The organism is Acinetobacter lwoffii (assembly GCF_019048525.1).
Classification (GTDB): domain Bacteria; phylum Pseudomonadota; class Gammaproteobacteria; order Pseudomonadales; family Moraxellaceae; genus Acinetobacter; species Acinetobacter lwoffii_K.
Genome location: NZ_CP077369.1, coordinates 725,210 through 750,510 on the forward strand (window position 1 = coordinate 725,210; position 25,301 = coordinate 750,510).

A 25,301-nucleotide genomic window follows, 5' to 3' on the forward strand; every position below is an offset into this window, starting at 1 on the left:
TTAGAACATGTCAACGACTGTTATTATTCTTGCTGCAGGTAAAGGAACGCGCATGCGCTCTAGCTTACCGAAAGTATTACAACCCCTTGCAGGACGTCCTTTACTGGGTCATGTCATTGAAACGGCAAAAAAATTAAACGCAGATAATATTATTACGATTTATGGTCACGGCGGTGATCGGGTTCAGACAGCATTTGCACAAGAGGATATTAAATGGGTCGAACAGGCTGAACAGCTGGGTACCGGTCATGCCGTACAAATGACCTTGCCTGTCCTGCCACAAGACGGCGTCTCGCTGATTCTTTCCGGCGATGTGCCGTGCATTAATCCTGTGACCTTGCAAAAATTACTCGATGCGACAGCAACAACTAGTATCGGCCTAGTGACATTAACTCTGCCTGATGCCAATGGCTATGGACGTATCGTGCGTGAAAATGATCAGATTCAAGCGATTGTTGAACATAAAGATGCCTCTGAAGAGCAGCGTCAGATCAAGGAAATCAATACCGGTATTTATGCCGTCAGCAATGCTAAATTACATGAATGGCTGCCAAATTTAAGCAATGACAATGCGCAGGGTGAATATTACCTGACTGATATTGTCGCGATGGCTTTGGCAGATGGTATGCAAGTTGCATCGGTAGAACCTGAGCAGGCTTTTGAAGTTGAAGGGGTAAATGACCGTGTGCAGTTGGCTGCTTTAGAGCGTCAGTTCCAGGCTTATCAAGCAAAACAGCTGATGCAGCAAGGCGTACATTTGATTGATCCAAGCCGCTTTGACCTACGTGGCAATTTAACTGTCGGTCAGGATGTCCGTATTGATATCAATGTGATTATGGAAGGTGATTGCGAGCTGGGCGACAACGTTGAAATTGGCGCCGGCTGTATTATCAAGAATACCAAGATTGCAGCTGGCACCAAGGTTCAACCATATAGCATTTTTGATAGCGCCGTCGTTGGGGAAGATACCCAAATTGGACCTTTTGCACGACTGCGTCCAGGTGCACAACTGGCCAATGAAGTACATATCGGCAACTTTGTTGAAGTCAAAAATACTACGATTGGTCTAGGCTCTAAAGCCAACCATTTTACCTATCTGGGTGATGCTGAAATCGGTGCCGGTTCTAATATCGGTGCAGGAACCATTACCTGTAACTATGATGGTGCGAACAAATTTAAAACGATTATTGGTGATCAGGCCTTCATTGGCTCGAACAGTTCATTGGTTGCACCTGTGAGAATTGGCAACGGTGCCACAGTGGGTGCAGGCTCAACGATTACCCGTGATGTGGAAGACAACAGTTTGGCAGTAGAGCGCTCTAAGCAATTTGCCAAAGAAAACTATCCACGTCCGCAAAAAATCAAGAAATAAGGGGAACAAATATGTGTGGTATCGTTGGTGGCATTGCAGAACGTAGCATTACCAATATTTTGATTGAAGGCTTAAAACGCCTGGAATACCGTGGTTATGATTCAGCAGGTTTGGCACTCATTAACAACAGCCAAGTCCTACGTGAACGCCGTGTCGGTAAGGTTGCAAACCTTGAACAGGCTGTGAATGAATCCCAGATTAGCGGTTCACTCGGCATTGCGCATACACGCTGGGCCACCCATGGCAAACCGACTGAAGAAAATGCCCATCCGCATATTTCTGAAAATGTAGCAGTGGTCCATAACGGGATTATCGAAAACTATCAGGAACTGAAAGATGATCTTGAAGCTTTAGGCTATGTGTTTACCTCACAGACCGATACTGAAGTGGTAGCACACCTGATCAATGATGCGCTGAAATCTACCCCGAGCCTGTTAGAAGCCGTACGCCAAGTGGTTCCACAACTGAAAGGTGCCTATGCACTGGGCATCGTACATACGGATCACCCGGATGAATTGATTACTGTGCGTGAAGGTTCACCACTGGTGATTGGTGTCGGTATTGGTGAGAACTTTATTAGTTCCGATCAGTTGGCATTACTTCCAATTACCAACCGTTTTATTTATCTTGAAGAAGGTGATATTGCCCGTTTGACCCGCACCACCATTGAAGTCTTTGTCGATGGTCAACTGGTCGATCGTCCGGTCAAGGAACTGGATGCTGCGGTCAGCAATGCCTCTAAAGGTGAATACAAGCACTACATGCTCAAAGAAATTTATGAGCAGCCTGAAGCGATCAAACAGACCATTTCCCAAGCCTTAAATAGCAATGAGCTGCGCGAAGACTTCCTGACTAATGCAGAACAGGACTTCTCCACAATCCAGCAAATCCAGATTATTGCCTGTGGCACCAGCTATCATGCCGGCATGATTGCCAAATACTGGTTTGAACAACTGATTGATCTACCTTGCCAGGTCGAGATTGCCAGCGAGTTCCGTTATCGCACTCCGGTGATTGTGAATAACACGCTGTATGTGTGTATTTCCCAGTCTGGTGAAACTGCCGACACTTTAGCTGCCTTACGTGATACGCAAAAACGTGCGGCCGCCAAAGGACTGGACATCACCACGATGACCATCTGCAACGTGGCCACCTCATCAATGGTACGCGAAACTCAGCATAGTCTGTTGACACTGGCAGGCCCTGAAATTGGGGTAGCATCAACTAAAGCCTTTACCACCCAGCTTGCTGCATTGATGCTCTTGGTCCTGAAAATCGGTTCTGTGAAAAATACTATTTCTACAGAACAAATGACGGAGATCACCACAGATCTTTGGCACATGCCTAAAGTGATGCTGGACACATTACGTCATGATGATGAGCTTCTACGCCTTTCTGAACTGTTTGTTGAAAAGCAGCATTGCCTGTTCCTGGGTCGTGGTACGCATTTCCCGATCGCTCTGGAAGGTGCACTCAAGCTGAAAGAAATCTCCTATATTCATGCGGAAGGTTATGCTGCAGGCGAACTAAAACACGGGCCATTGGCACTGGTTGACAATGACATGCCGGTAGTGATTCTGGCACCACAGGATGACATGCTGGATAAGCTCAAATCCAATATGGAAGAAGTTCAGGCGCGTGGTGGCGAGCTATTTGTGTTTGCTGATGAAAACAGCGGCATTAAAGCCAAAGAACGCCAGCATGTGGTACATATTCCGGCAGTCAATGCAGTGCTGGCACCGATTGTGTATAGCATCCCGGTGCAGTTATTGTCTTATCATGTGGCTGTATTACGTGGTACGGATGTAGATCAGCCACGTAACCTGGCAAAATCGGTCACCGTAGAATAATTAAAATTGAATCAAGGCTGGTGTTGTTTTTGAGTAATAAAGTTAAATACTAGGTAATAAATAATCATACTTAGTAATAAAGTTTCATACGAATTTTCAAAATAAAGAAAATATATTCATTATTTTCAGTATTTTGTAATTTTGGTATGAAACTTTTTTTTATTTTGATAGAATTAAATTTAGACTAGCCCTGCCTATAGTATGATACTTTAATAAATACAATATAATTTTGGAACCAATAAAAACAAATACTTATGCACAACAAAGGATGAAACTTTATTACTCTCATATAATAATAAAATAAGATAATAAAAAATTTGAATTTAATGTTTGTATTTTTATAATTAAGTTTGTATCAAATGGGAACACATCATACGCTACTTGCTCAAAGAACAGTCAACCGAAGCAAAAAGGCATGCCATCAATTAAGCCAGATCATGATTTAGGCAAGGTAGATTGATGACAGCGAAGTTTTGAGCCGGTTTGTCATAGCGTGTGAATACCTTGCGTATTCTTATGCAAACCTACTACCTATTCTTATTCACCCCCCTCATTTTGGTTCATATTAAACCACTGATTTTCTATTCAAATATTTCAAAACAAAATATGCAAATTTGAATCTTAAACCACCACCTTAATCTGCTATAATTTGTACATCATACTGATGTACAAATTGGTGGAAAAATATGACTAACTTAGCAACAGAACGAATAAATGTTCGTTCAACTGTAGATGCAAAGAATGTAATTGAGCAAGCTGCGAATTTATTGGGTCTTAGTGTGAGTTCCTTTATGATCCAGTCCTCATTTGAACGAGCAAAAGAATTACTTAAATCTAATCACGAGTTAAAAGTAAATAATGCTGATCGTGATATGTTAATGAATTTGCTTGAAAATCCACGCCCTGCAAATGATGAGATGAAAAAATTAATGAGTTTATTGGATGAAAATTGAGGTTTTACAAGCCCATCATCAGAAAAAATCATTTAATTGTGGGCAAGATGATTTAAACAAGTTCATCAAACAATACGCATCTCAGCATCAGAAATCAGGAACAAGTAAAACCTATGTTGCTATTGATGATGATACACAGCAGGTGCGAGGATTTTATTGCCTATCAAGTACCTCTATTGGATTTGATGGGGTTGATGCGGTTCTCACTCAACGATTACCTCGTTATCCACTCCCTTGTGTAGTTATAGGTCGCTTTGCCGTTGATCAAACTGCCCAAGGGCGAGGAATAGGAAAAGTGCTTTTAGCACATGCGCTTAAACAAGTTTCAAAAGTTGCTCAAATTATTGGTGTAAATTTTATTGTAATACATGCCAAGGATCAAAAAGCGATGGAATTTTATCAGCGTTTTGGCTTTATTTCATTAACATCAAATCCATTAACATTAATATATCCAGTGAGTGAAATACCTAATTTTAATTAAATGGCCTACTAGCAACAGGAGTGACTAGTAGTAGATTACGAACAAGAATAGGTGACGGACTTATTCAGCAATTTGCAATTTATGAAGACTAATGAGGAAAAGTCAGTTTTTCTCAAGCTGATTGATAAAAAACCCTAGGAAAATTAATATTTTGGCTACCAAACAATTCAATAGTAGCTCATTTTATTCTAGAGTTTTCACTGGAATTTAAAATCATACTTTCAAAAGTAAAGAATGAAACTTTATTTTTTTAAATTTTTCACAATAAGATGAAACATTTTAAAATTAACCAGAATAAATATAATTAAATTATAAATATCAATAATTTGAAATAAAAAATATAAAACAAAATATAAATTTCTGGAAAAAAGTAATAAAGATACATACCATATTGAATAATAAACAACCTAATGATATGCTCAAAAATATACTAAAGCAGGTTAAAAAAATATGTTAACCAAAGAGCAACAACTAAAATGGATAAAAGAAGGACGTGGTCAAGGCTTTCTAAGTAAATACAAACCCTTCTTGACAGTTAAGGATAATAAATCCCTAAACAACCGCTCAAGTCGAGTATATGGCTATAAAACCGGTCGAACTCATCACTTGTTTTCAGATTTAGAACTCGCTGTTTTTTTGATTTTAGATAGAAATATTTTTATCAAAGATATTCGAGAACAAATGCCACTGAATTTAAAAGAAACTGAGGATTTGGCGCGTACTTTTTCCCTTTATCATCCAATGAAAAATGGTATTGCACAAACACTAGTTTCTACATTTTTTATTGTCAGTGAAGCTACTAATGCTCCCCCTGTTTATGTCATCAGAGCTATTTCTCATACTGAATTAGAAAATTTAAATATTCTTGAAAGTCTCGAGTTAGAAAGACGCTATTGGCAAAAAGAAAATATCCCTTGGTATCTTGTTACAGAAAAAGATATCCCTCTGACGGTCGTTGATAATATTAAATGGTTATATCCTGCAAATTACTCAGAAAGTAAAAATCACACTCCAGATAAAATCAACTTCTATTATCAGCAATTTATAAGAAATTCTCATCTGAGTCTAATTGAACTATCAAAATATATTGATGTTCAATATTCATTAGAACCAGGAGAATCACTATTAGAAATCCGCGAGCTCATTGCTCAGAGGTACTTCGTATTTGATATCAACATTAGTTATAGAAAAATCACATGTGGCAATATAAAACTCAGTGAACAAGATTCATGGAAGGTCATCTGCAATGCTTCGAATCAATGATGTTTATGAGCTTGATGAGAAAAAGTATCGCATCCTCAAAGTATATACAGATCATATAATTTGGATAGAACTTGAAAATCAAAAAGCTTTACCTGAATTGTATACAAGATCTACACTCATCGAGGCAATTGAATCGGGCAACATAAAAATTACTACAGATCCTTTTGAAGACATGTCTTTGATGGTATTAGAAGAAAACTCTGTCTATCAAATCAAACGTGACAAGAATTTAGCTATTATAAAACCTATAATTGAACATGAAAAATTTTATGATTCAAACATACGTGCATCTTTGATTAATGAAATTGTAAATCAAAAGATTACCACTAAACAGACTATATATCGCTTACTTCGCCAGTATTGGCAAAGAGGAATGACCCCCAATGCCTTAATCCCTCAGTATTACAATTCTGGAGGAAAAGGTGTTAAAAAGGCTGTAAATAATAAAAAATTAGGTCGCCCTCGTATTATTTCTGAAGGGACAGGTGCTCTTATTGATGAAGATATTGAAAGACTATTTAGGAGAGTCATCAATCAGTACATGCTCAATGAAAACAAGCATACTCTACCCTACACATATCGTAAGTTTCTTAGTATATATCAAAGCCTATATCCCGACATTATTGAAACTGAAGTCCCATCAATCTGGCAATTAAAATACTTTTATGATCGTGAATATAGTCCTATTCTAAAAATAAAATCACGAACTAGTAAAATTGAATATTTAAAAGACAAAAGAGTTTTATATTCAACAGTTAATACACATGTTCTCGGACCAGGATCTCGTTACCAAGTAGATGCTACGATAGCTGACATCTATCTTGTTTCTGACTCAGATAGAGGCTGCATTATTGGACGTCCAACCATTTACTTTATGATGGATGAATTTAGCCGTATGGTTACTGGCATGTACGTGGGATTAGAAAATCCATCTTATGTTACGAGTATGCTAGTTCTTCGTATGGCGATGTCTGATAAGGTCGATTATTGTAAAAAATTTGATCATGAGATTACTTTTAATGATTGGCCATGTATTGGATTACCTGAGGCAATCTTGGCAGATAGAGCCGAATTACTTGGACATCAAATTGAGAATCTCGAAAAAAACTTTGCCATCCGAATAGAAAACACACCTGCCTATCGTGGTGATTTAAAGTCAATTGTAGAGCGCTATTTCCGCACTATCCAGGCTGAATTTAAACCTTATGCACCTGGTGTAGTCCAAGCAATCAAAGAAAAGAAACGTGGTGGTAAAGACTACCGACTAGATGCAACACTCACTGTTAAGGAATTTACCCAGATCATTTTAAATTCTGTTCTCATTTACAACAACACACATGAACTTTCTTCTTATGATCGCGACATTGATATGCCAACAGATTTACCCTGCATTCCTATTCATTTATGGAATTGGGGCATACAGAATCGAACAGGTAAGTTACGCTCAGCATCAGAAAAAGCGATTTATATTGCACTACTTCCCCACACAGATGGCACCCTCTCTGAGCTAGGATTAAAGGTTTTCGGAGTCTTTTATAATTGTAAAGAACTCATTGAACGCGGCTTGCTACACAGGAAAAGTGCTTCAAGACAAAGGCCTAAATTTAAAGTTGCTTACGATCCAGCTAACGCTGAAAAAGTTTATATATTTCATTCTGAAGATCATTCAGATTATTGGGAAGCACAACTTTCAAATCGTTCTAGAGAATTTAGAGGTTGTAGTTTTTGGGAGGTATGGCAAGTTCAACTTGAGCAAAAAATAACACGATCTCGCTACAAAATAAATGCAAATCTTGCACGTGCTGATTTAGAACAACGCAATGAAGATATCATTGAAAAAGCGATTTCTTCAAGATCTTCTACTCAAAAAAGTAATGCTCAACGTCTTTCATCGATACGGAATAACCGTAATCAGGCAAGAACTGAAGAAAGAGAGGATTTAAAGAAATCTACCCAAATCCAAAGCTCACAAAATGCGAAGGTTAGAGACAATATTATTCCAATCTCAGGAATTAAAAAAGCAGAAGACGAAGAATCCACCTTACTTCTTCCAACCTATTACGAATCATTATTTGATGAAGATGATGATTAAAACGAGGTAAATAAAAATGAAAGTTAATGCAGTTTATCATCCAAGTTTTGGGCAGTATCAAGGAAATCCTCTTATAGAAGCATTACCACCTGTACGTGAATTTTCAGAGGTGAAAAATGCACTAAAAAGTACAATTACCATTAACCCATCAGAAAAACATGAATCAGGTGTAGTTAGAGGTCACCTAATTGCTCAATTGATGAATAATTTTTTTCAACCGATTGCACGGCATATTCAATTGGAACAAAAACTCTCCATTATGCTTCGTGAAGGTTACGTAGGGCGTAATCTTGCAAATGGCTCTCTTAATTCACATCTACAGAATGGTTATGAGCGAATGATGACTGGTGATGTAAATGCCATTCGCTTTGAAGCAGCTAAGTCCACTGCACGAAGTATGTGTTTTATTGGCTGTTCAGGAAGTGGCAAAACTACTACATTAAATCGAATTCTCGCTACTTATCCTCAGGTCATTTTTCATGAAAAATATAATTTTACGCAAATTGTTTATTTAAAAATTGATTGCCCACATGATGGCTCTTTAAAAAGTTTGTGCCTACATTTTTTCAGAGCAATCGATCAAGCACTAGGGTCTGATTATGAAAGAAAATATGCATTAAAAAGACATGGTATTGAAACATTACTCAACTTAATGCGCCAGATTGCCAATTTACATGCAATTGGATTGCTTATTATTGATGAAATTCAGCATCTAAGTGTGAACAAGTCTGGAGGTGCAGATAAAATGCTGAATTTCTTTGTCACTTTGGTTAATGTGGTTGGCTTGCCAGTCGTGATGGTTGGCACACCAAAAGCTCGATTTATTTTTGAAGATGATTTGAGATCTGCTAGACGAGGGGTGGGATTAGGCTCAATTCTGTGGGAACAGATTAAAAATGAAGAAAACTTTATTCACCCACAGACAAAAAAAATAATTAAATCAGAATGGGTCGGATTTACTGAAGCACTTTGGAAGTATCAGTGGCTCAAAAAAGCAGATCTTATGATAAGTGAAGAAATCAGGAACTGCTGGTATGATCTCAGCCAAGGCATTCCAGATATTGTGGTTAAATTATTTGTATTAGCCCAAATGAGAGCAATTGAATCAGGGCTGGAGCGTATCACGGTAAAATTACTGAAACAGACATATGAACAAGATTTAATCCCAATTCACCCAATGATTAAAGCGCTACGCTCAGGTGATGCCGAACAAATTTCACAATTTTCCGATCTGATTATTCCCGAAGTTGATAAAAAGCTACTCCTCTTACAAGCAAAACTAGAGCAAAAAAAAGAGTTCATGGAAGATATTGATATCTATGATGGACATCAAGAATCTATTCATTTGCATCGCCTACTGATTGAGCTAGGATACGAATCAAATTTATTAGCACCTCTAGTTAAAAAAGTATTCCGAGAGAATCCTAAATTTGACATGAAATCAGTAATGCCGATTATCCTAAGCTGGCTGCATGAGCAAAATGAGGAGTTCTCTTCACCTTCTAGTGCAAATAAACCACAAGATACACAAAAGATAAGAAAACAGAGAATTCAATCCAAATTATGGCACTCTCTTGATAATGATGATTTACGTTTTCAGTTCAGTCAGAAAGAAAATAAACAAAGCTTTTATGAACATCTAAAAAACCAGACTGATTATGTCATCAATATGGAAACTTTAATAAAAGAGGCAGGATAAATATGCTAAATTTTCCGGTTCCTTATGCTAATGAGTTAATCTATAGTTCAGTTGCTAGAGCTGGAATACGATTAGCAATTAATAGCCCAAAACAACTTTTAGATGAGATTTTCCAAGATCGTGAAGTTGTAGCGACAATAGATTTGCCCGCAAATTTATCAAAAATTTTAAAGCTGTTACCTGAAACACAATTTGATGCAGAAAAACTAATTTATCAGCATACTCTTTTTCCTCTTTATGCCCCATTTGTTCCAGAAGAGCGAAGACAAGAATGCATGCTATGGATGCTGAATAAATCAAATGGTTCAGTACACTTAGCCCTAGGAATTAATGCATCGTACATAGCAACTCCCACATATTTGCAATATTGCCCGGGATGTATAAATGAACAGCTTAAACAATATAAAGAATACTATTGGTCCAGACTTTGGCAAGTCCAAGGTGTTACCTGCTGTCAAAAACATGGTGAACTTATACAAACGAATATAGAGTTTAGGTCACCACACAAACATGAATTTATTGCAGCTGATGTTAAAAACTGCCCGATTGTCACTCAGTCAGCAGCCAAATTAGATGATCTGTTCATCTGTAAAAAAGTAGATGAGCTTTTACAGCTTTGTCCAAAACAGTCTGCAAGTTTTGAGCAATGGAGTCTTTTTTATAAGAAACTTGCCCATCAAAATAATTGTGTCCGAGGAAACTCTCATATTTTATATGAATCCATTTATGAAAAAATTTCGACCCGCTGGTCTAAACAGTTTTTAAAACAATATCATTTGGACAATTTCAGTTCTGAAAATAGTTGGCTACGTAGTATTTTCCGAAAACATCGTAAATGTTTTAGCTATCTTCAACATTTAATTGTAATTGAAGCTATGAATGCCGGTAGAGAGTGGTCATTTAATGAGATCTTAGTAACTGTTAATTCTTTACAACCAGTCATTAAACCACAATCTATAAAATTACAATCCTCGGATATAACAGAATCTCAAAATACAATTATATTAGAAAAACGAAAAAAATGGCTTGAGGCAATCAATCAAGACAGCATCAATGCATCAAGAAAACAAAATAGTGCTCTATATGCATGGCTCTATCGCAATGATCAAGAATGGCTACTTGAAACAAACAGTCATTATCAGCAACCTCACATACCTACAGGAAATAAAATTGATTGGGGTACACGTGATCTTGAAACCGTTAAACTATTAATCAAGATTAAACAACAATTTATAGAAAACTTGGATTTACCTAGAAAATCGAGAAACTGGTGGATCAAGCAACTTAGGAATCCAGCTACTATTGAAAAAAATTTAGATAATTTGCCATTAACTAAACAGTTTTTAGATCAATATAATGAGGACATTAGCTGCTTTCAGATTAGGCGACTAACCCGAGTATTACTGCAATCATATTCAGCAAATGAACAACTTCAACGCTGGATCATTTTACGAAAATCGGGTTTAAGTGAAGAAAGAATAACAACTGAAGCAAATAATTTTTTAACGAACGTTATTAAACTTATTCATTGGGAGAATTAATTTTGGTTATTAGGGGTTTTCCGTTAAACGCTAGAATTTCATATATTGGGGCAATTTTTAAGAATAAACAAGAGAGAGATTGGAATATTAATCTCGGATTAGAGCATGAAAAACAAAGAATTTTTAAACATACTCGATTCTCAAGCATGCACTTGGTGGCACAACGGAGATGCTTAAACTCCTCAGTTCAATTGAAAGATGAAAATTATTTAACACTAAAATTTAAAATTAGCGATCTCACTGAATGGCAGGTCAGCAATAATATTGCGACAAAACAATTTCAACTCACACAGAAATTAACTGACCTGGATCAAAAATTTAAAAATACAATTGTACATTTGCCACAATTGGAACTTGCTAGAGCGTTATTTTTTCATAATGCTTATTTTGCGAGAAATGCACTTTCACAAAATTTTTTAAGTCTGGAATTTGATGTTCAAAGAGTTTCAGAAAACCATGTGCTGATTACAGAACTATCCCCGAGTAGTTTCCCCTTATCTCAATATAATCATCCTGGCATGCGAAATTTACTCGCTTGGATTTTAACCAATCCTGAAATCAGAAGAAGCTATGAAAGTATTGCTGCTTATTGTTTTAATGAAAAAATACAAGGCAAAAATAAAGAATGGTGGTATTTCAATTTTGATCCCCCGTCTTTAGCAAATGTAGAAATAACCGTTAAAGCCTATTATTCTAAAAAATTGGATCAAATTTATATCAATGAAATTGTAGAGATTAAAGGGTTAGAATCGAACTTACCAAAGAAGATTGATTTTTCTAGTCCGCGATTTACTCAAAATAAAAGCACGTCGTCTACAGGAAAATCTGGCACTTACTCAAACCTACAAGAGCCCGAATCTCCAGAAATTGATGATAGTCAAGAAGCTAATAGTGATCGCAAAATCCTTACTTTGCCTAGCTCTCCTGTATTGCTCAGCTTTTCCGATCCAGTTCTCACCCGTAAAATTTATAATAAAAAAAGAGCCAAGAACACATCCTTGCCTTCGCAGGAAGAGGAAATTCAAGACTATGATGCTGTAGGGACCGATGAAGCGACTAGGGTTGGAACAATTGGTCGTGGTGAATTTGAGGGTTTAGAAGATGAGAGTAATAATTTAGATTTGCTTATGGATCGTTTTGAAGCCTTCAGATTCATGATAGAAAGGTTTATTGAGCAAAATAATATTAAGGCGACAACCTCAAAAATCTATAAACTTCCTAGATTGCAGCGATCTAAACTCCACATGACTTTGGATGGAAATAAGCGCTCTCTAATGATTTATAGGTTGGATAAGCTATTCGATCACAATTTCATAATCTTTGAAATTGATGTCACAGATAATGTGAAAAAACTTTCAACCCTAGTTCTCTGCTTAAAGGATATGAAAGAATTTGATGAGACATCAATTGAAACAATGATGAAAAAAATTATGCAGCGTTCACTCAGATGGCCGACCTTAAAATATTTTGCAGACTATGGTTTGGCAAAAACCTTACATCATCCTAAAAATCTAAATGAACTTAATGAATCAAGTCATGAGTTCGAACTATGGGTTGAACGATTCGATAAAATAATAAAGGGATTACTTCAGAAATTAGAAAAGAATGAAAAAGTGTAAGGATTACAGAACCGTACCGGGTTTGTCGAAGGTCAGGTGTTCCAGCGCAATTTTGTTGGTGATATTCCCTTCCTCTATAATGGTGTTACCGCTTCACGTTTAGACAAACGTTATGGTTTAGCCTCAGTGGGAATTACATTGCACAATTTTTAAATGACACTCTGAATCACACTTCTATTCAACTGTATAATCAATGATATAACCTCTGTAATTTTTTATAGAGGTTTTTTTTCATTTTACCCATTTATCTCTATACTGTTTCAATCCCTTATAACTTCAACTCTTTTTTGCGAATTTTGAGAAATCACATGACACAACTGACCTGTTTCAAAGCCTATGATATTCGCGGCAAACTCGGCACCGAGCTGAATGAAGAGATTGCCTATAAAATTGGTCGTGCTTACGGACAGATCTACCAACCGAAAACCGTGGTGATTGGCTGCGACATCCGCCTTAGCAGTGAAGACCTAAAACAAGCGACCATTCGCGGTTTAAATGATGCTGGGGTCAACGTACTGGACCTTGGCATGACCGGGACTGAAGAAGTTTATTTCGCGGCTTTCCACCTAGATGTCCAAGGTGGAATTGAAGTGACGGCCAGTCATAATCCGATGGATTATAATGGCATGAAACTGGTACGTGAAAATGCCCGCCCGATCAGTGCCGATACCGGTCTTAAAGAGATTCAGACCTTGGCAGAATCAGGGGAATTCGTTGAGGTTGTCCAAAAAGGTCATACTGAACAATATAATATCCTGCCAGAATTTATCGATCACCTGATGACCTATATCGATCCGGCAAAAATCCGCCCGATGAAACTGGTGATGAATGCTGGCAATGGTGCCGCAGGTCATGTAGTGGATGCGATTGAACAGAAGTTTCAACAGCTACAGATTCCAGTTGAATTTGTCAAAATTCACAATGAAGCCGATGGTAACTTCCCGAATGGCATTCCGAATCCAATTCTGGTTGAAAACCGGGATAGCACCCGTGATGCGGTCATTCAGCATGGTGCCGATATGGGGATTGCCTGGGATGGCGACTTTGACCGCTGCTTCCTGTTCGATGAAAAAGGTCAGTTCATTGAAGGTTATTATATTGTTGGCCTTCTGGCGCAGGCATTCCTGCTGAAGCAGTCTGGTGAAAAAATTGTCCATGACCCGCGTCTGGTCTGGAATACGCTGGATGTGGTGGAGCAGTATCAGGGAATTACCGTCCAATCAAAATCAGGCCATGCCTTTATCAAAGATGTGATGCGTGAACATAATGCAGCTTATGGCGGGGAAATGAGTGCCCATCACTATTTCCGTGACTTTGCCTATTGTGATAGCGGGATGATTCCGTGGTTACTGGCAATAGCAGTACTTTCTGAAACAGGAAAATCATTATCCTCTCTAGTCGAAGAAATGATTGCCAAATTTCCATGCTCAGGTGAAATCAACTTTAAAGTTTCAGATACTCAAATTACGATTCAAAAGCTCTTTGATCATTATACCGATCAAAACCCTGCTATCGACCAGACGGATGGAGTCAGTTTGGATTTTGGTGCATGGCGTTTTAATGTCCGTGCCTCCAATACTGAACCTTTACTGCGTTTGAATATTGAAAGCCGTCGTGACCAGAATCCACGACCAATGCAGGACTATGTCGATGAGCTGACAAAACTGATCCAGGGCGAAGCTTAAATACTCAAAAAAACCTGAAACCAGTGCCCTTTAAACCAGAGAAAAGACTCCAGTTTTTAGGGTACTGTTCCGGCCTGAAATTCTTATGGAAAATGTTTTTCGAGTATCTCGACTGCAATATTTGCATTCATTTTCCGCGCAAACAGCATGCCTGATTGCTTCATTTTATCAAAATCAGATTCATCTAAAGTTCTGGGATAATCCGGCCCGGAATCCCAGTCAATATATCTTAGCCCTGTTTCACAATCCTCTATCCTATGCTGGGCATGATAGATGCGTTGCTGAAAATGGGAATTATAAATAATGGTATGGAAAAAGATTTCATCTGCACAGAGTGAAGATTTAAAGGTTTTTGCATAATCCGGATTTGCTTCCAGATAATCCAGAATAAATGTCACCGCCTGATCGGTAAGGGTAATCCAGTTTGAACCTTTATATAGTTTAGGTAAATGAGAAATATCCTGTTTACGGAAGTGCCGGCAATACCATAATGCCCATCTGTTCAGGAACTGAAATAATGGTGATTTAGCTTTTTGATACATAATCGGTAAATACAGGACATTCACCCGTTGTTCCACATCATCTGCTAAATCATCATGACCCACAAACTCGGTCTGTTTTTGACATTCTTTTTCTAGAAATAATTCTCTTGCTGTATTGGAACATAAAGGAATGTCATCTCCAGACAGGAAGAAAAAATAGCCGTAATCATATTTTTGCGCTTCCTGCAGGAGTTTTAACATGACTTCAATTTGGCTATAGCTGCCCCATCGTACATCTGTCCGGTCTGCTAAAAAATATACCTGTTCATGCTGCCCAAATTGAGCACTAAACGGGGCAAGATCAGCTTTCTGGTCGACATGAATGAGAATAATACTATGGGGACTTTTCAGCAGCTCATTCACCAGAAAAACCAGTGAATGGGTAAGTTGATGACAAATGACCCCATAAATAAAATTCATCTTTATGATCCATATCCTTTAGGATTCTGCTTCTGCCATTTCCAGCTATCGGCGAGCATATCCTCCAAGCCATATTCGGGTGTCCAGCCCAACTCTTTTACTGCACGCGCATTGTCTGCAAAACAGGTCGCCACATCGCCTTCACGCCGTGGTATCAACTCAAATGGAACAGCAATACCATTCACCTGCTCGAAGGTATTTTTGACTTGTAGCACTGAAATCCCATTACCGGTACCAATATTCCAGGCACGACAACCTTGAGAAACCAGACGATTATTCAAAGCACACAGATGTGCACTGGCCAGATCCACCACATGAATATAGTCCCGCACTCCAGTACCATCGACCGTATCGTAATCATGACCAAAAATAGACAGTTTTTCACGACGACCTACAGCCACCTGCGTTACATAAGGCATTAAATTATTTGGGATACCTTGTGGATCTTCTCCAATCTGACCACTTTTATGCGCACCAACCGGATTAAAATAACGCAATAATGCAATCGACCAGCGTTCATCAGCTATAGATAACTTTTCGAGCAGTTGCTCAACTATTAGTTTAGTATAACCATAGTTGTTGGTTGGCATTCCGGTAGGCATCTCTTCATTTAAAGGTGAAGGATTATCTTCACCATAGACAGTAGCTGAAGAGCTGAAAACCAGTTTAAATACTTGTGCGCGCTGCATCGCCTGAACCAGACTGATTGAACCGGCAATATTGTTGTCAAAATAGGCCAAAGGAATTTGCTGACTTTCACCAACAGCTTTTAGTCCGGCAAAATGAATCACCGCATCAATCGAATTTTGCTGAAAGATCTGATCGAGTAACTGGCTATCCCGGATATCTCCTTCGATAAAGGTCAGGCTTTTTTGGGTCAATTTTTCTACCCGGCTTAAGGACTCGGAGGAGCTATTACACAGATTATCCAGTACAACAACCTCATGTCCGGCATTCAGCAATTCTACACAGGTATGTGAACCAATATAGCCTGCCCCGCCTGTGACCAAAATTTTAGCCATTTTGCTTTCCTAACAGAACTTTAATTAAACCTTGGGTTGAACCATCCAGACCATTCAGATCAGTCTGTTCACCATTCAGTATGGGTAGTAACTGGTTGGCAATTTCCTTGCCTTTTTCCACGCCCCACTGGTCGAACGGGTTGATATTCCACAGCACAGACTGGACAAATACCTTATGTTCATATAAAGCAATTAGCATGCCCAAGCTGTATGGATTGAGCTCCTGTAATAACAGGGTACTGCTCGGCTGATTACCCTCATATTGCTTATAGGGTGGCAAGCTCGCCAATTCGGTTTGATCCAGCGCTTCATTGCCAAAAGCCAGTAAACGCGATTGCGCCAGACAGTTAGATAAGGCCAAATGATGTTGTTCGACCAATGCTTCGGCACTGTCTGCATAAGTATATTGCTGGCTGTTATAACGCTCTACCGGCGCAATAAAATCACAGCTGACTGACTGAGTGCCCTGATGCAATAACTGATAGAAGGCATGCTGGGCATTCGGACCTACTTCCCCCCAGATGATCGGGCAGGTATCTAGCTGGACTTTTTCGCCATTGCGCTGGATTGACTTACCGTTGGATTCCATTTCCAGCTGTTGCAAGTAAGATGCAAAGTATTTCAACCGACCATCATAAGGCAGAATTGCATGGGTCTGAATATCCAGAAAATTGGTATTCCAGGCTCCCAACAATCCCATCAATACGGGAATATTGCGTTCAAAAGGCTGGTACTGAAAATGCTGGTCCACGGCATAGGCGCCAGCCAGCAGCTGCTTAAAGCCTTCAATTCCGATACTCAAGGCAATTGGCAGTCCGATACAGGACCAGAGTGAATAACGCCCGCCGACCCAGTCCCAGAGCAGCAACTGGTTTTCCGGCGCAATGCCCCATGCGGTCATTTTTTCCGGCTTGGTCGATACCCCAATAAAATGATGCTTGAGGATATAAGGATGCTGACCTAATGCCTTTTCCAGCCACAGGCGTACCGTCTGGGCATTGGTCAGGGTATCAATGGTGCCGAAGGATTTGGAGGAAATAATAAACAGTGTCGTTTCCGGACGCAACTGATGCAACAGCTCGGACAGCTGACTGCCATCCATGGTTGAAACAAAATGTACGTTCAGTGGCTGAGCAGACTGGTATTTAAAATCAGATAAAGCATGCGTGACCATCAAGGGACCCAGATCTGATCCCCCTACCCCGATATTGACCACATCCTGAATGACTTCCCCGGTGGCACCGCGACGCTGTCCGGCATGAATCTGTTCCACCAGCGCATACATTCGTTCCAGCTGGGCATGTACATCAGCTGCCAGATCAGCATGCTGTTGATCCTGTTTGGGCAGGCGCAGTGCCCAGTGCATGGCAGCACGCTGCTCGGTATAGTTGATTTCCTGATTGGAAAATAGGGAGCCAATCCAGGATCTGAGGTTTTGTGCATCGGCCCATTCGATCAGGCCTTGTAGCACATTTTGATTGATTCTGTGTTTGCTATAGTCAAATAGCAGTTGTTCAAACTGAATGGAATATCGATTAAAGCGCTCCGGGTCAGCAGCAAACAGTTCCCGCAGATGCTCAGATTGAAGTTGTTCTTTGTTTGAGGCTAATTTCTGACACACAGTTTCAGTGTCGAGATTTGGATTAAAATGGCTCAACATTAACGTCCCACCCCAATATAATTAAAACCACGTGTCTTGACATACGTCGGATCATACAGATTACGCCCATCCAGAATCAGGGGATGCTGCATTAGCTTGATTAAATACGGATAATCCGGACTGCCGTACTGTTTCCATGCCGTAATCAGACACAAGGCATGCGCCCCTTCCACAGCCTGATACTGGTCTTTACACAGGATCAGGTCTTCCCGTGACCCATAGACCTTTTCAATATTTGCGATTGCCTGAGGATCATGCAGCTTGACCGTCACGCCTTGCGCCCACAAAGCGGTCAGCATGGCATGTACCGGAGACTGCTGGATACTCGGGGTATTTTCCTTAAAGGCTGCACCCCAGATCGCAATGACTTTACCCCTTAAGTCTCCACGGAAATAGTTCCAGAGTTTACGGAACAATAATTCTTTTTGCTGTTCGTTAATGTCCCAGACCTGTTCCAGCAGCTGGTTTTTCACTCCTGAATCTGCCACGGCATGAGTAAGCGTCCGGATATCATGGGAGAAATTCTCTCCACCAAAACCAACGCCGGGGAACAGATAGGCAGAACCAATCCGGTTATCCGCAGCCATGCCTTGCCGCACCTGTTCAATATCAATACCAAGCTTTTCTGCCACACTGGCCAGATCATTCATATAACTGATCCGGGTGGCCAGCATGCCGGAAATACTCAGCTTGGTAAATTCGGCATCCAGAACCGGCATAAATAGATACTGTTGCGCGCGTGGAAAAAGGGGACGTAAGAGTTCTTTGATTTTAGGCTGTATATCTACATGATCACAACCCACAATCAGCTGGGTGGCCTGAGTAAAGCTACGCAGTGCATTCCCTTCCTGAATAATATCTGGCAGATAGATCCAGTCATCATTCGGCAGCAACTGCTGAAAGCGTTGCGTACCATGCAAGCCAAAGGTCGAGGCATTAATCATCAGTTTGGGATGGGCAAAACAGGCATGCCGGATGGTATCCACCATCTGAAACGCTTGTTGCTCTTCAGTCGCATTAAAACTAAAGAAAAACACATCCTGATTAAAATCCAGATGCTGAAAATCGCAACAGTTTAAAAAGCCAGATTTCTCCTGTTTTTGCAGTAATAGCTGAAGGGATTCATCTTGGAAATAGGGCCGAGCCGACTCATCTGCATTGAAGCTATTACACCAGACCACCTGGTGACCACATTCAGATAAAAGAGCTGAAATGACTCCGGAAAATAAGGTTTTCCCTAATACTGCGACTTTCATGATATTCCTTTTTATTATTTTTTCTTACAAAGTCAGTTCCTGAATCAATGCTTTAAACTCGCTACCGAGTTTAGGATGATCGACGCCATAATGTAAAACAGCTTTTAGATAACCTAACTTGCTACCACAGTCAAAGGTCTGACCTTTCATGCGATAGGCTTCTACAGCTTCGGTTTGCTGCAGCATGGCAATGGCATCGGTGAGCTGGATTTCATTGCCCGCCCCGCTTGGTGTCTGTTCCAACAGCTGCATGATTTTTGCCGGCAGGACATAACGTCCAACCACAGACAGATTCGATGGCGCTGTGCCAACTGCCGGTTTCTCGACGATGCCTTGCATCTCAATACTGTTCCCTTCCGCAGGCGATGCTGCAACATCAACAATGCCATACTGGTCCACCAGATGTTCAGGCACCGCTTCCACCATGATTTGTGAGGCTTTAGATTGTGCATAACGCTGGATCATACGTGACAGGTCATTTTCCGGACCGTGATCCTTGACCAGTACATCTGGTAGTAATACCGCAAAATCATCATCGCCAATCACGGCTTTGGCACACAGTACTGCATGTCCCAGACCCAAAGGCTGCGGCTGACGTACACTAATCACACTCACACCCGCAGGCAGAATCTCAGTAATTTCTTTAAGCAGGTCCGTTTTGTTTTTTTGCTCAAGGGTGGTTTCTAGCTCAAAATTACGATCAAAATAATTTTCAATCGAAGCCTTGGAAGAATGGGTCACCAGAATAATCTGCTCAATTCCGGCAGCAACCGCTTCACGCACCACATATTCAATCGCAGGGCGATCCACGACTGTCACCATTTCTTTAGGAATGGATTTACTGGCAGGTAAGAAACGCGTACCTAAACCAGCCACAGGGAGAATTGCTTTCTTAATCATATCTATAAAAACCTAGTTCACTTTAATTTCGTTACCGCGTACATAACCATCCACATAATGTTCTAATTGTGCCAGCGCCCATTCAATGTCGGTTTGAGTCGCGGTAAGTTCATGTATGCGGTTAAATACTGCCAGAATTTCTGCCAATGGATAATGTTTTTCGACAGATCGTAGAATACGCGTGTGTGAAGTAATTTCTGTATTTTCTTCGTCAATCAGCAATTCTTCATAGAGTTTTTCGCCTGGACGTAGCCCAGTATATTGAATTTCAATATCGCCATTCGGGTTTTTATCATCTCTGACTTTGAGTCCGCTGAGAGAAATCATTTGTCGTGCCAGATCCTGAATGCGTACCGGCTCACCCATATCCAGCAAGAATACATCTCCACCCGTGCCCAAAGCCCCCGCCTGAATCACCAGTTGCGAGGCCTCCGGAATGGTCATAAAGAAACGGGTTACTTCTGGATCAGTCACGGTAATCGGACCACCTTTGGCAATTTGCTGTTTAAACAGCGGCACGACCGAGCCCGAAGAACCGAGGACATTACCAAAGCGCACAATACTGATTTGAGTCTGATCCTGAACCTCTGCCATAGCCTGACAGTACAACTCTGCCATACGTTTGGTCGCCCCCATCACGTTGGTTGGACGTACTGCTTTATCGGTTGAAATTAGCACAAAGGTTTCTACCCCTTTTTTTACCGCCGCATTCACACTAAAGGCAGTTCCAACGGCATTGTTTTTCAACCCTGCCAGCGGATTACACTCCACCAGCGGCACATGCTTATACGCAGCAGCATGATAAACGGTTTGTACGCCATATTGTTCAATCACCCGTTCTAACTTACGTTCGTCAAGAACTGAACCTAAAATTGGAATAATTTCACAGTTTGCTGTAAGACGTAATTCTTTATCGATACGATATAAAGCAAATTCTGTCAGTTCATAAATGATAATTTTGACAGGCTGATTTTTAATAATTTGGCGACATAGTTCTGAACCAATCGAGCCACCCGCACCTGTGACCATGACTACTTTATTTTTAATATTTTTAGTCAAAAGTGCTGGAACTGGCGGTACAGGATCACGCCCCAGTAAATCAATAATATCCACTTCCTGAATATCAGAAATTCGAATTTCACCATTGACCAGTTTAGTCAGCCCCGGAATCTCGGTAATTTTTAAATGAGCCGGCTCTAAAAACTTGATAATTTCACTTTTACGTATTCGCCCTACTGACGGCAGTGCAATTAAAATTTCATCAATTTTCAGTTTTGTAAAACATTTCAAAGCAATATGTGGTAAAAAAACTTGGATACCACCAATATTTTGGCCACTTAAAGAAGGATCATCATCAATAAATATAATCGGTAGATGTTCATTAGAACGGTTTAAAGTAGCTGCTACTTGCTGACCAGCATGACCTGCTCCATAAATCGCGATACGTTTTTTCGGTACACCTGACTTCAAATAAGATTGAACGACAAAACGAATAATACCCCGGCTAAACCAAACCCAAGCGAACATCATAAAACCAAACATTAAAGGGATTGATGTCGGAATAAAGGCATGTGTACTATAAGCCAACAAGTACAAACCAATCACGCTTAATATGGTTGCCAGACCTAATTTGGCAATAAAAAATTCATTAAAGGTACGAACAATAAAACGGTATACACCACAAATAAACAGCGCAAAGACTGTAATAGCACTGACCCAAACTGACCCAAAGGGAATATTGGGTACAACTTCTGCACCGAGATCAAACTGTCGAATGACATAACAAAGCCAGATCAGAACCGGGAAAATAAAGAAATCCAAGACGACCAAAAATACTAATTTTGCTGATCGTGGAGATTCAACTAATGGCAAGATGATAGATTTCACGTGATGTGTCTTCTCAATATGACTTATAAGTTTCAACTCAATTTAAATATTAGAATGACTAAATTGAAACCTGGATAAATTTATCAAATGCACCCATCGGTACATTCTACGTGACTGAATCATTGATAGATTATATACGAGCAATCACTTGTTGAATGCCATATTCGGTTGTTTGAATATTATTTTCTGTTAATGTCGGATGCACCAAAAACATTAAACTAGTTTCACCCAATTGCTGAGCATTTTTCAAACGTTCTACTGGACGCCATTTTGTGTGATCAAACGCATGCTCCAAATAGACCTCTGAGCAAGATCCGCTGAAACAAGGCACGCCCAAAGCATTAATCTCTGCCATAATTCGGTCACGTGACCATCCTTCAGGCAAAGCATCGATATTGACCTGCACATAACATTTATAAGCAGCATGTACATAATCATCGGATGGGCGATGTACAGTAAAATATGGACTATTCTCAAAACAACTCAAAATTCTTTCAGCATTTTTAGTACGTTTTTCCGTCCATTCCGGCATCATTTTGAGCTGAATACGCCCAATCACTGCCTGCATTTCCATCATGCGCCAGTTGGTACCAAAGGAGTCATGTAGCCAACGGAAACCCGGTGGATGCTGCTTGTTATAGATGCTGTCAAAGTTCTTGCCATGGTCTTTATAAGACCACATTTTTTTCCATAAATTTTCATCATTGGTGGTGACCATACCACCTTCACCACCTGTCGTCATAATCTTGTCCTGACAGAAGGACCAGGCACCAATATGACCGATTGAACCGGCAGATTTGCCTTTGTACATCGCACCATGTGCCTGTGCACAGTCTTCAATCACATACAGCCCCTTTTCTTTTGCCAGTTGCATGATCGGATCCATATCACACATCCACCCTGCCAAATGCACACAAATAATGGCTTTGGTATTTGGAGTCAGTACCGCTTCAATGGTACGGGCAGAAATGTTTTGTGAATCAAGTTCTACATCTGCAAAAATGGGGTTGGCACCTGCGGTAACAATGGAGCTGGCCGAGGCCAGAAAGGTACGTGAGGTAACAATCACGTCATCACCCGTGCCAATGTTCAAGGCTTTGAGTGCAACATCTAAAGCGACAGTACCGTTGGTAAGTGCTACGGCATATTGGGTTTGCGCAAATTGGGCAAATTCTTTTTCAAACTCGCGGCACTCTTGTCCTGTCCAGTAGTTGACTTTATTGGACAGTAAGACTTGCGAGACGGCATCGGCTTCTTCTTGGGTAAAGCTAGGCCAGGGTGAAAATTGGGTGTTTAGCATCTAATAATCCTCAAAATTTTTCCTAATATTAATGACATTTCGAATATCAAACGTTAATCTTCTTTAGCTAGACTATTTATTAGAGAAGGCATCACATAGTAAATACCATTGTTAAATAAAGCCCTATCAATATATTTACCTTTAATAATAAGATTTGGCTCTACTATTTTGATAACTTCATCATAGAGATTTTTTTTGGTATAGTAGTTTGATATAGGTATGTAACTAGACGTATTCGAGACTAGATTCTTTGTTAGTTCTGCTACTTCATTAAAGCTCATATAATTGTAAATTAATTCATCAACGACAGGTTTTTCTCCTTTCATAGCTTTGCTAACAATTGAATTAATAATGTTTATGTCATCTAAGGTTGGCAGAGGTAAAATGTGTAAATTTTCAAAAATATTAGAATTTATTAATAATAGACTATTAGCCAACATTTTTGATTTTTGATAAAAATCCGCTTTGTATATTTCACTAAAGGTTGAAAAATGTATAAACTGCTTGTCTTTCGAATACTCTAATAATTTTTGTAAATAAATTACATTCCCTGATAGGTAATCATCATTGCTAGCCTTACTGCTAGGAATAACACCTGCACAGTTAACTATACATTTGATAGAAGACCAATCAATGTCAGATAAAGACATAGAATGGCTATAGGGAATGTATCTTATATTATATTTTTCAAAGCAATTGATAATCGCTCTTCCAAGGTTTCCATTAGAGCCAGTAACTAATACAGTCATAATAAACTCGACACATTTTTTGCTATAATTTTGCCATTTAAGTTATTTCTCAAATCATTAATATTTTGTTTGCTAACTAATACTTCAGTCCAATGGCGTAAAACAATTTTTTCATAATCTATTTCAGATGAGTATTGTAAATTTAATGCTGATTTCAGACAGAACTCAACTGGATTAAATCCTAAATATGAACAAAATGGTGTCGTCCCTGAAAATCGGCTATTTATTTCAAAGAGGTAAGGCTCACCTACGCTATTAGTTCTCAGTTGAAAGTTACAAGATCCTTGGATTCCAATTTTCAAGGCAATATCTCTAACATAGTTTTCAATTTTTTCAGATTTAAAAGGGAAAGCTTTAAATGTATCACCAGCTCTTAAATCTCTTTGTAAGCATAATACCTCAGATTGATTATCACCAAATATAGCAATTGTGCATGTGTATTCTGGACCATCTATATACTCTTGAATAATTGGATCTTTTAATGAATTAATAGCACTTAGTGCTTCTTGAATATTTTTTACTAAATGTACCCCAATTGAACGATATCCAATTTTTGGCTTAATAATTAAAGGAAATTCTAAACTTTCTAAATCAATTTGATGCGGTAGAAATGTTTTAGGAAAATTAAAACCATTTTCTTCAAGAAATTTAATTGTTTTATATTTATCGTCTGCTATTTCAATAACGTTAAATGGTGAAACAAAGGTCGTTACGCCTAAAGAGTTTTTCAATGATTCATAATTATTCGCACACTGTATTAGTTCAACATCAGTTCCAGGAAAATAAAAACTAATATTTTCATTTATACATATTTCTTTAATTCTATCAAAATAATTTGGATGGTTAGCCGCAGGAACAATATAACTATAATCACCTCCATAAAGACCTGCAGCTAACTCGCTCATATCTGCTGTAATTATTGAAATTTTTAAATCATTAATCAGCTTAAGTGACTTGATTATTCCTTGGCCTACACCACCACCAGCTCCAGTTACTAAAACATTTATCAT

General features: G+C 39.3%; 19 protein-coding genes. 10 read left to right on the forward strand and 9 right to left on the reverse strand.

What is annotated here, in order from left to right; all coding sequences use genetic code 11:
- The first annotated feature begins 7 nt into the window (after window positions 1-7).
- The 10 genes from glmU (at window position 8) to I6L24_RS03450 (ending at window position 14,555) form a co-directional block, all read left to right on the forward strand.
- Window positions 8-1,372: a bifunctional UDP-N-acetylglucosamine diphosphorylase/glucosamine-1-phosphate N-acetyltransferase GlmU gene (glmU, locus tag I6L24_RS03405; RefSeq protein ID WP_216986414.1), complete on the forward strand. Its 1,365-nt coding sequence runs from the start codon at window positions 8-10 to the stop codon at window positions 1,370-1,372.
- Window positions 1,373-1,383: 11 nt separating this feature from the next.
- A complete protein-coding gene (glmS, locus tag I6L24_RS03410; protein ID WP_216986415.1) occupies window positions 1,384-3,222 on the forward strand; it encodes a glutamine--fructose-6-phosphate transaminase (isomerizing) in 1,839 nt (612 codons plus the stop codon).
- Window positions 3,223-3,908: 686 nt separating this feature from the next.
- On the forward strand, window positions 3,909-4,175 hold the full coding sequence (locus I6L24_RS03415; RefSeq protein ID WP_010325590.1) for a type II toxin-antitoxin system TacA family antitoxin: 267 nt from the start codon (window positions 3,909-3,911) through the stop codon (window positions 4,173-4,175).
- Window positions 4,165-4,656: a GNAT family N-acetyltransferase gene (locus I6L24_RS03420; protein ID WP_071850529.1), complete on the forward strand. Its 492-nt coding sequence runs from the start codon at window positions 4,165-4,167 to the stop codon at window positions 4,654-4,656. The genes I6L24_RS03415 and I6L24_RS03420 overlap by 11 nt, the downstream gene beginning before the upstream one ends.
- A 450-nt stretch (window positions 4,657-5,106) precedes the next feature.
- Window positions 5,107-5,919, forward strand: a complete 813-nt coding sequence (locus tag I6L24_RS03425) for a TnsA endonuclease C-terminal domain-containing protein (protein WP_216986416.1) — start codon at window positions 5,107-5,109, stop codon at window positions 5,917-5,919.
- Complete coding sequence (locus I6L24_RS03430) at window positions 5,903-8,011, forward strand: Mu transposase C-terminal domain-containing protein (protein ID WP_216986417.1); 2,109 nt, start codon at window positions 5,903-5,905, stop codon at window positions 8,009-8,011. The genes I6L24_RS03425 and I6L24_RS03430 overlap by 17 nt, the downstream gene beginning before the upstream one ends.
- 16 nt (window positions 8,012-8,027) lie before the next feature.
- Window positions 8,028-9,710, forward strand: a complete 1,683-nt coding sequence (locus tag I6L24_RS03435; protein WP_071850531.1) for an AAA family ATPase — start codon at window positions 8,028-8,030, stop codon at window positions 9,708-9,710.
- Between the two features lie 2 nt (window positions 9,711-9,712).
- Entirely contained in the window at window positions 9,713-11,251 is a 1,539-nt protein-coding gene (locus I6L24_RS03440) for a TnsD family Tn7-like transposition protein (RefSeq protein WP_071850532.1), read from the forward strand.
- On the forward strand, window positions 11,239-12,870 hold the full coding sequence (locus tag I6L24_RS03445; protein ID WP_228733339.1) for a Tn7-like element transposition protein TnsE: 1,632 nt from the start codon (window positions 11,239-11,241) through the stop codon (window positions 12,868-12,870). The genes I6L24_RS03440 and I6L24_RS03445 overlap by 13 nt, the downstream gene beginning before the upstream one ends.
- Window positions 12,871-13,178: 308 nt before the next feature.
- On the forward strand, window positions 13,179-14,555 hold the full coding sequence (locus I6L24_RS03450) for a phosphohexomutase domain-containing protein (protein ID WP_071850533.1): 1,377 nt from the start codon (window positions 13,179-13,181) through the stop codon (window positions 14,553-14,555).
- 83 nt (window positions 14,556-14,638) lie between these two features.
- Here the strand turns inward: I6L24_RS03450 and I6L24_RS03455 are convergent, their stop codons facing one another.
- The 9 genes from I6L24_RS03455 to I6L24_RS03495 form a co-directional block, all read right to left on the reverse strand.
- Window positions 14,639-15,517, reverse strand: a complete 879-nt coding sequence (locus I6L24_RS03455; RefSeq protein WP_071850534.1) for a beta-1,6-N-acetylglucosaminyltransferase — start codon at window positions 15,515-15,517, stop codon at window positions 14,639-14,641.
- Between the two features lie 2 nt (window positions 15,518-15,519).
- Window positions 15,520-16,539 (reverse strand): UDP-glucose 4-epimerase GalE, encoded by a 1,020-nt coding sequence (galE, locus tag I6L24_RS03460; protein WP_071850535.1) that lies wholly within the window; start codon window positions 16,537-16,539, stop codon window positions 15,520-15,522.
- Window positions 16,532-18,199 carry a glucose-6-phosphate isomerase gene (pgi, locus tag I6L24_RS03465; protein ID WP_216986418.1) on the reverse strand — a complete coding sequence of 556 codons (1,668 nt, stop codon included), beginning with the start codon at window positions 18,197-18,199 and terminating at the stop codon, window positions 16,532-16,534. Before pgi ends, galE begins: the two co-directional genes overlap by 8 nt.
- Entirely contained in the window at window positions 18,199-19,455 is a 1,257-nt protein-coding gene (locus I6L24_RS03470; RefSeq protein ID WP_216986419.1) for a nucleotide sugar dehydrogenase, read from the reverse strand. Before I6L24_RS03470 ends, pgi begins: the two co-directional genes overlap by 1 nt.
- Before the next feature lie 24 nt (window positions 19,456-19,479).
- Entirely contained in the window at window positions 19,480-20,355 is an 876-nt protein-coding gene (galU, locus tag I6L24_RS03475) for a UTP--glucose-1-phosphate uridylyltransferase GalU (RefSeq protein ID WP_216986420.1), read from the reverse strand.
- Between the two features lie 12 nt (window positions 20,356-20,367).
- Complete coding sequence (locus I6L24_RS03480; RefSeq protein WP_216986421.1) at window positions 20,368-22,242, reverse strand: polysaccharide biosynthesis protein; 1,875 nt, start codon at window positions 22,240-22,242, stop codon at window positions 20,368-20,370.
- 130 nt (window positions 22,243-22,372) lie between these two features.
- Window positions 22,373-23,542 carry a DegT/DnrJ/EryC1/StrS family aminotransferase gene (locus tag I6L24_RS03485; RefSeq protein WP_216986422.1) on the reverse strand — a complete coding sequence of 390 codons (1,170 nt, stop codon included), beginning with the start codon at window positions 23,540-23,542 and terminating at the stop codon, window positions 22,373-22,375.
- 53 nt (window positions 23,543-23,595) lie between these two features.
- Window positions 23,596-24,291 carry an NAD(P)-dependent oxidoreductase gene (locus I6L24_RS03490; RefSeq protein WP_180101094.1) on the reverse strand — a complete coding sequence of 232 codons (696 nt, stop codon included), beginning with the start codon at window positions 24,289-24,291 and terminating at the stop codon, window positions 23,596-23,598.
- Window positions 24,288-25,301: an ATP-grasp domain-containing protein gene (locus tag I6L24_RS03495; protein WP_216986423.1), complete on the reverse strand. Its 1,014-nt coding sequence runs from the start codon at window positions 25,299-25,301 to the stop codon at window positions 24,288-24,290. Before I6L24_RS03495 ends, I6L24_RS03490 begins: the two co-directional genes overlap by 4 nt.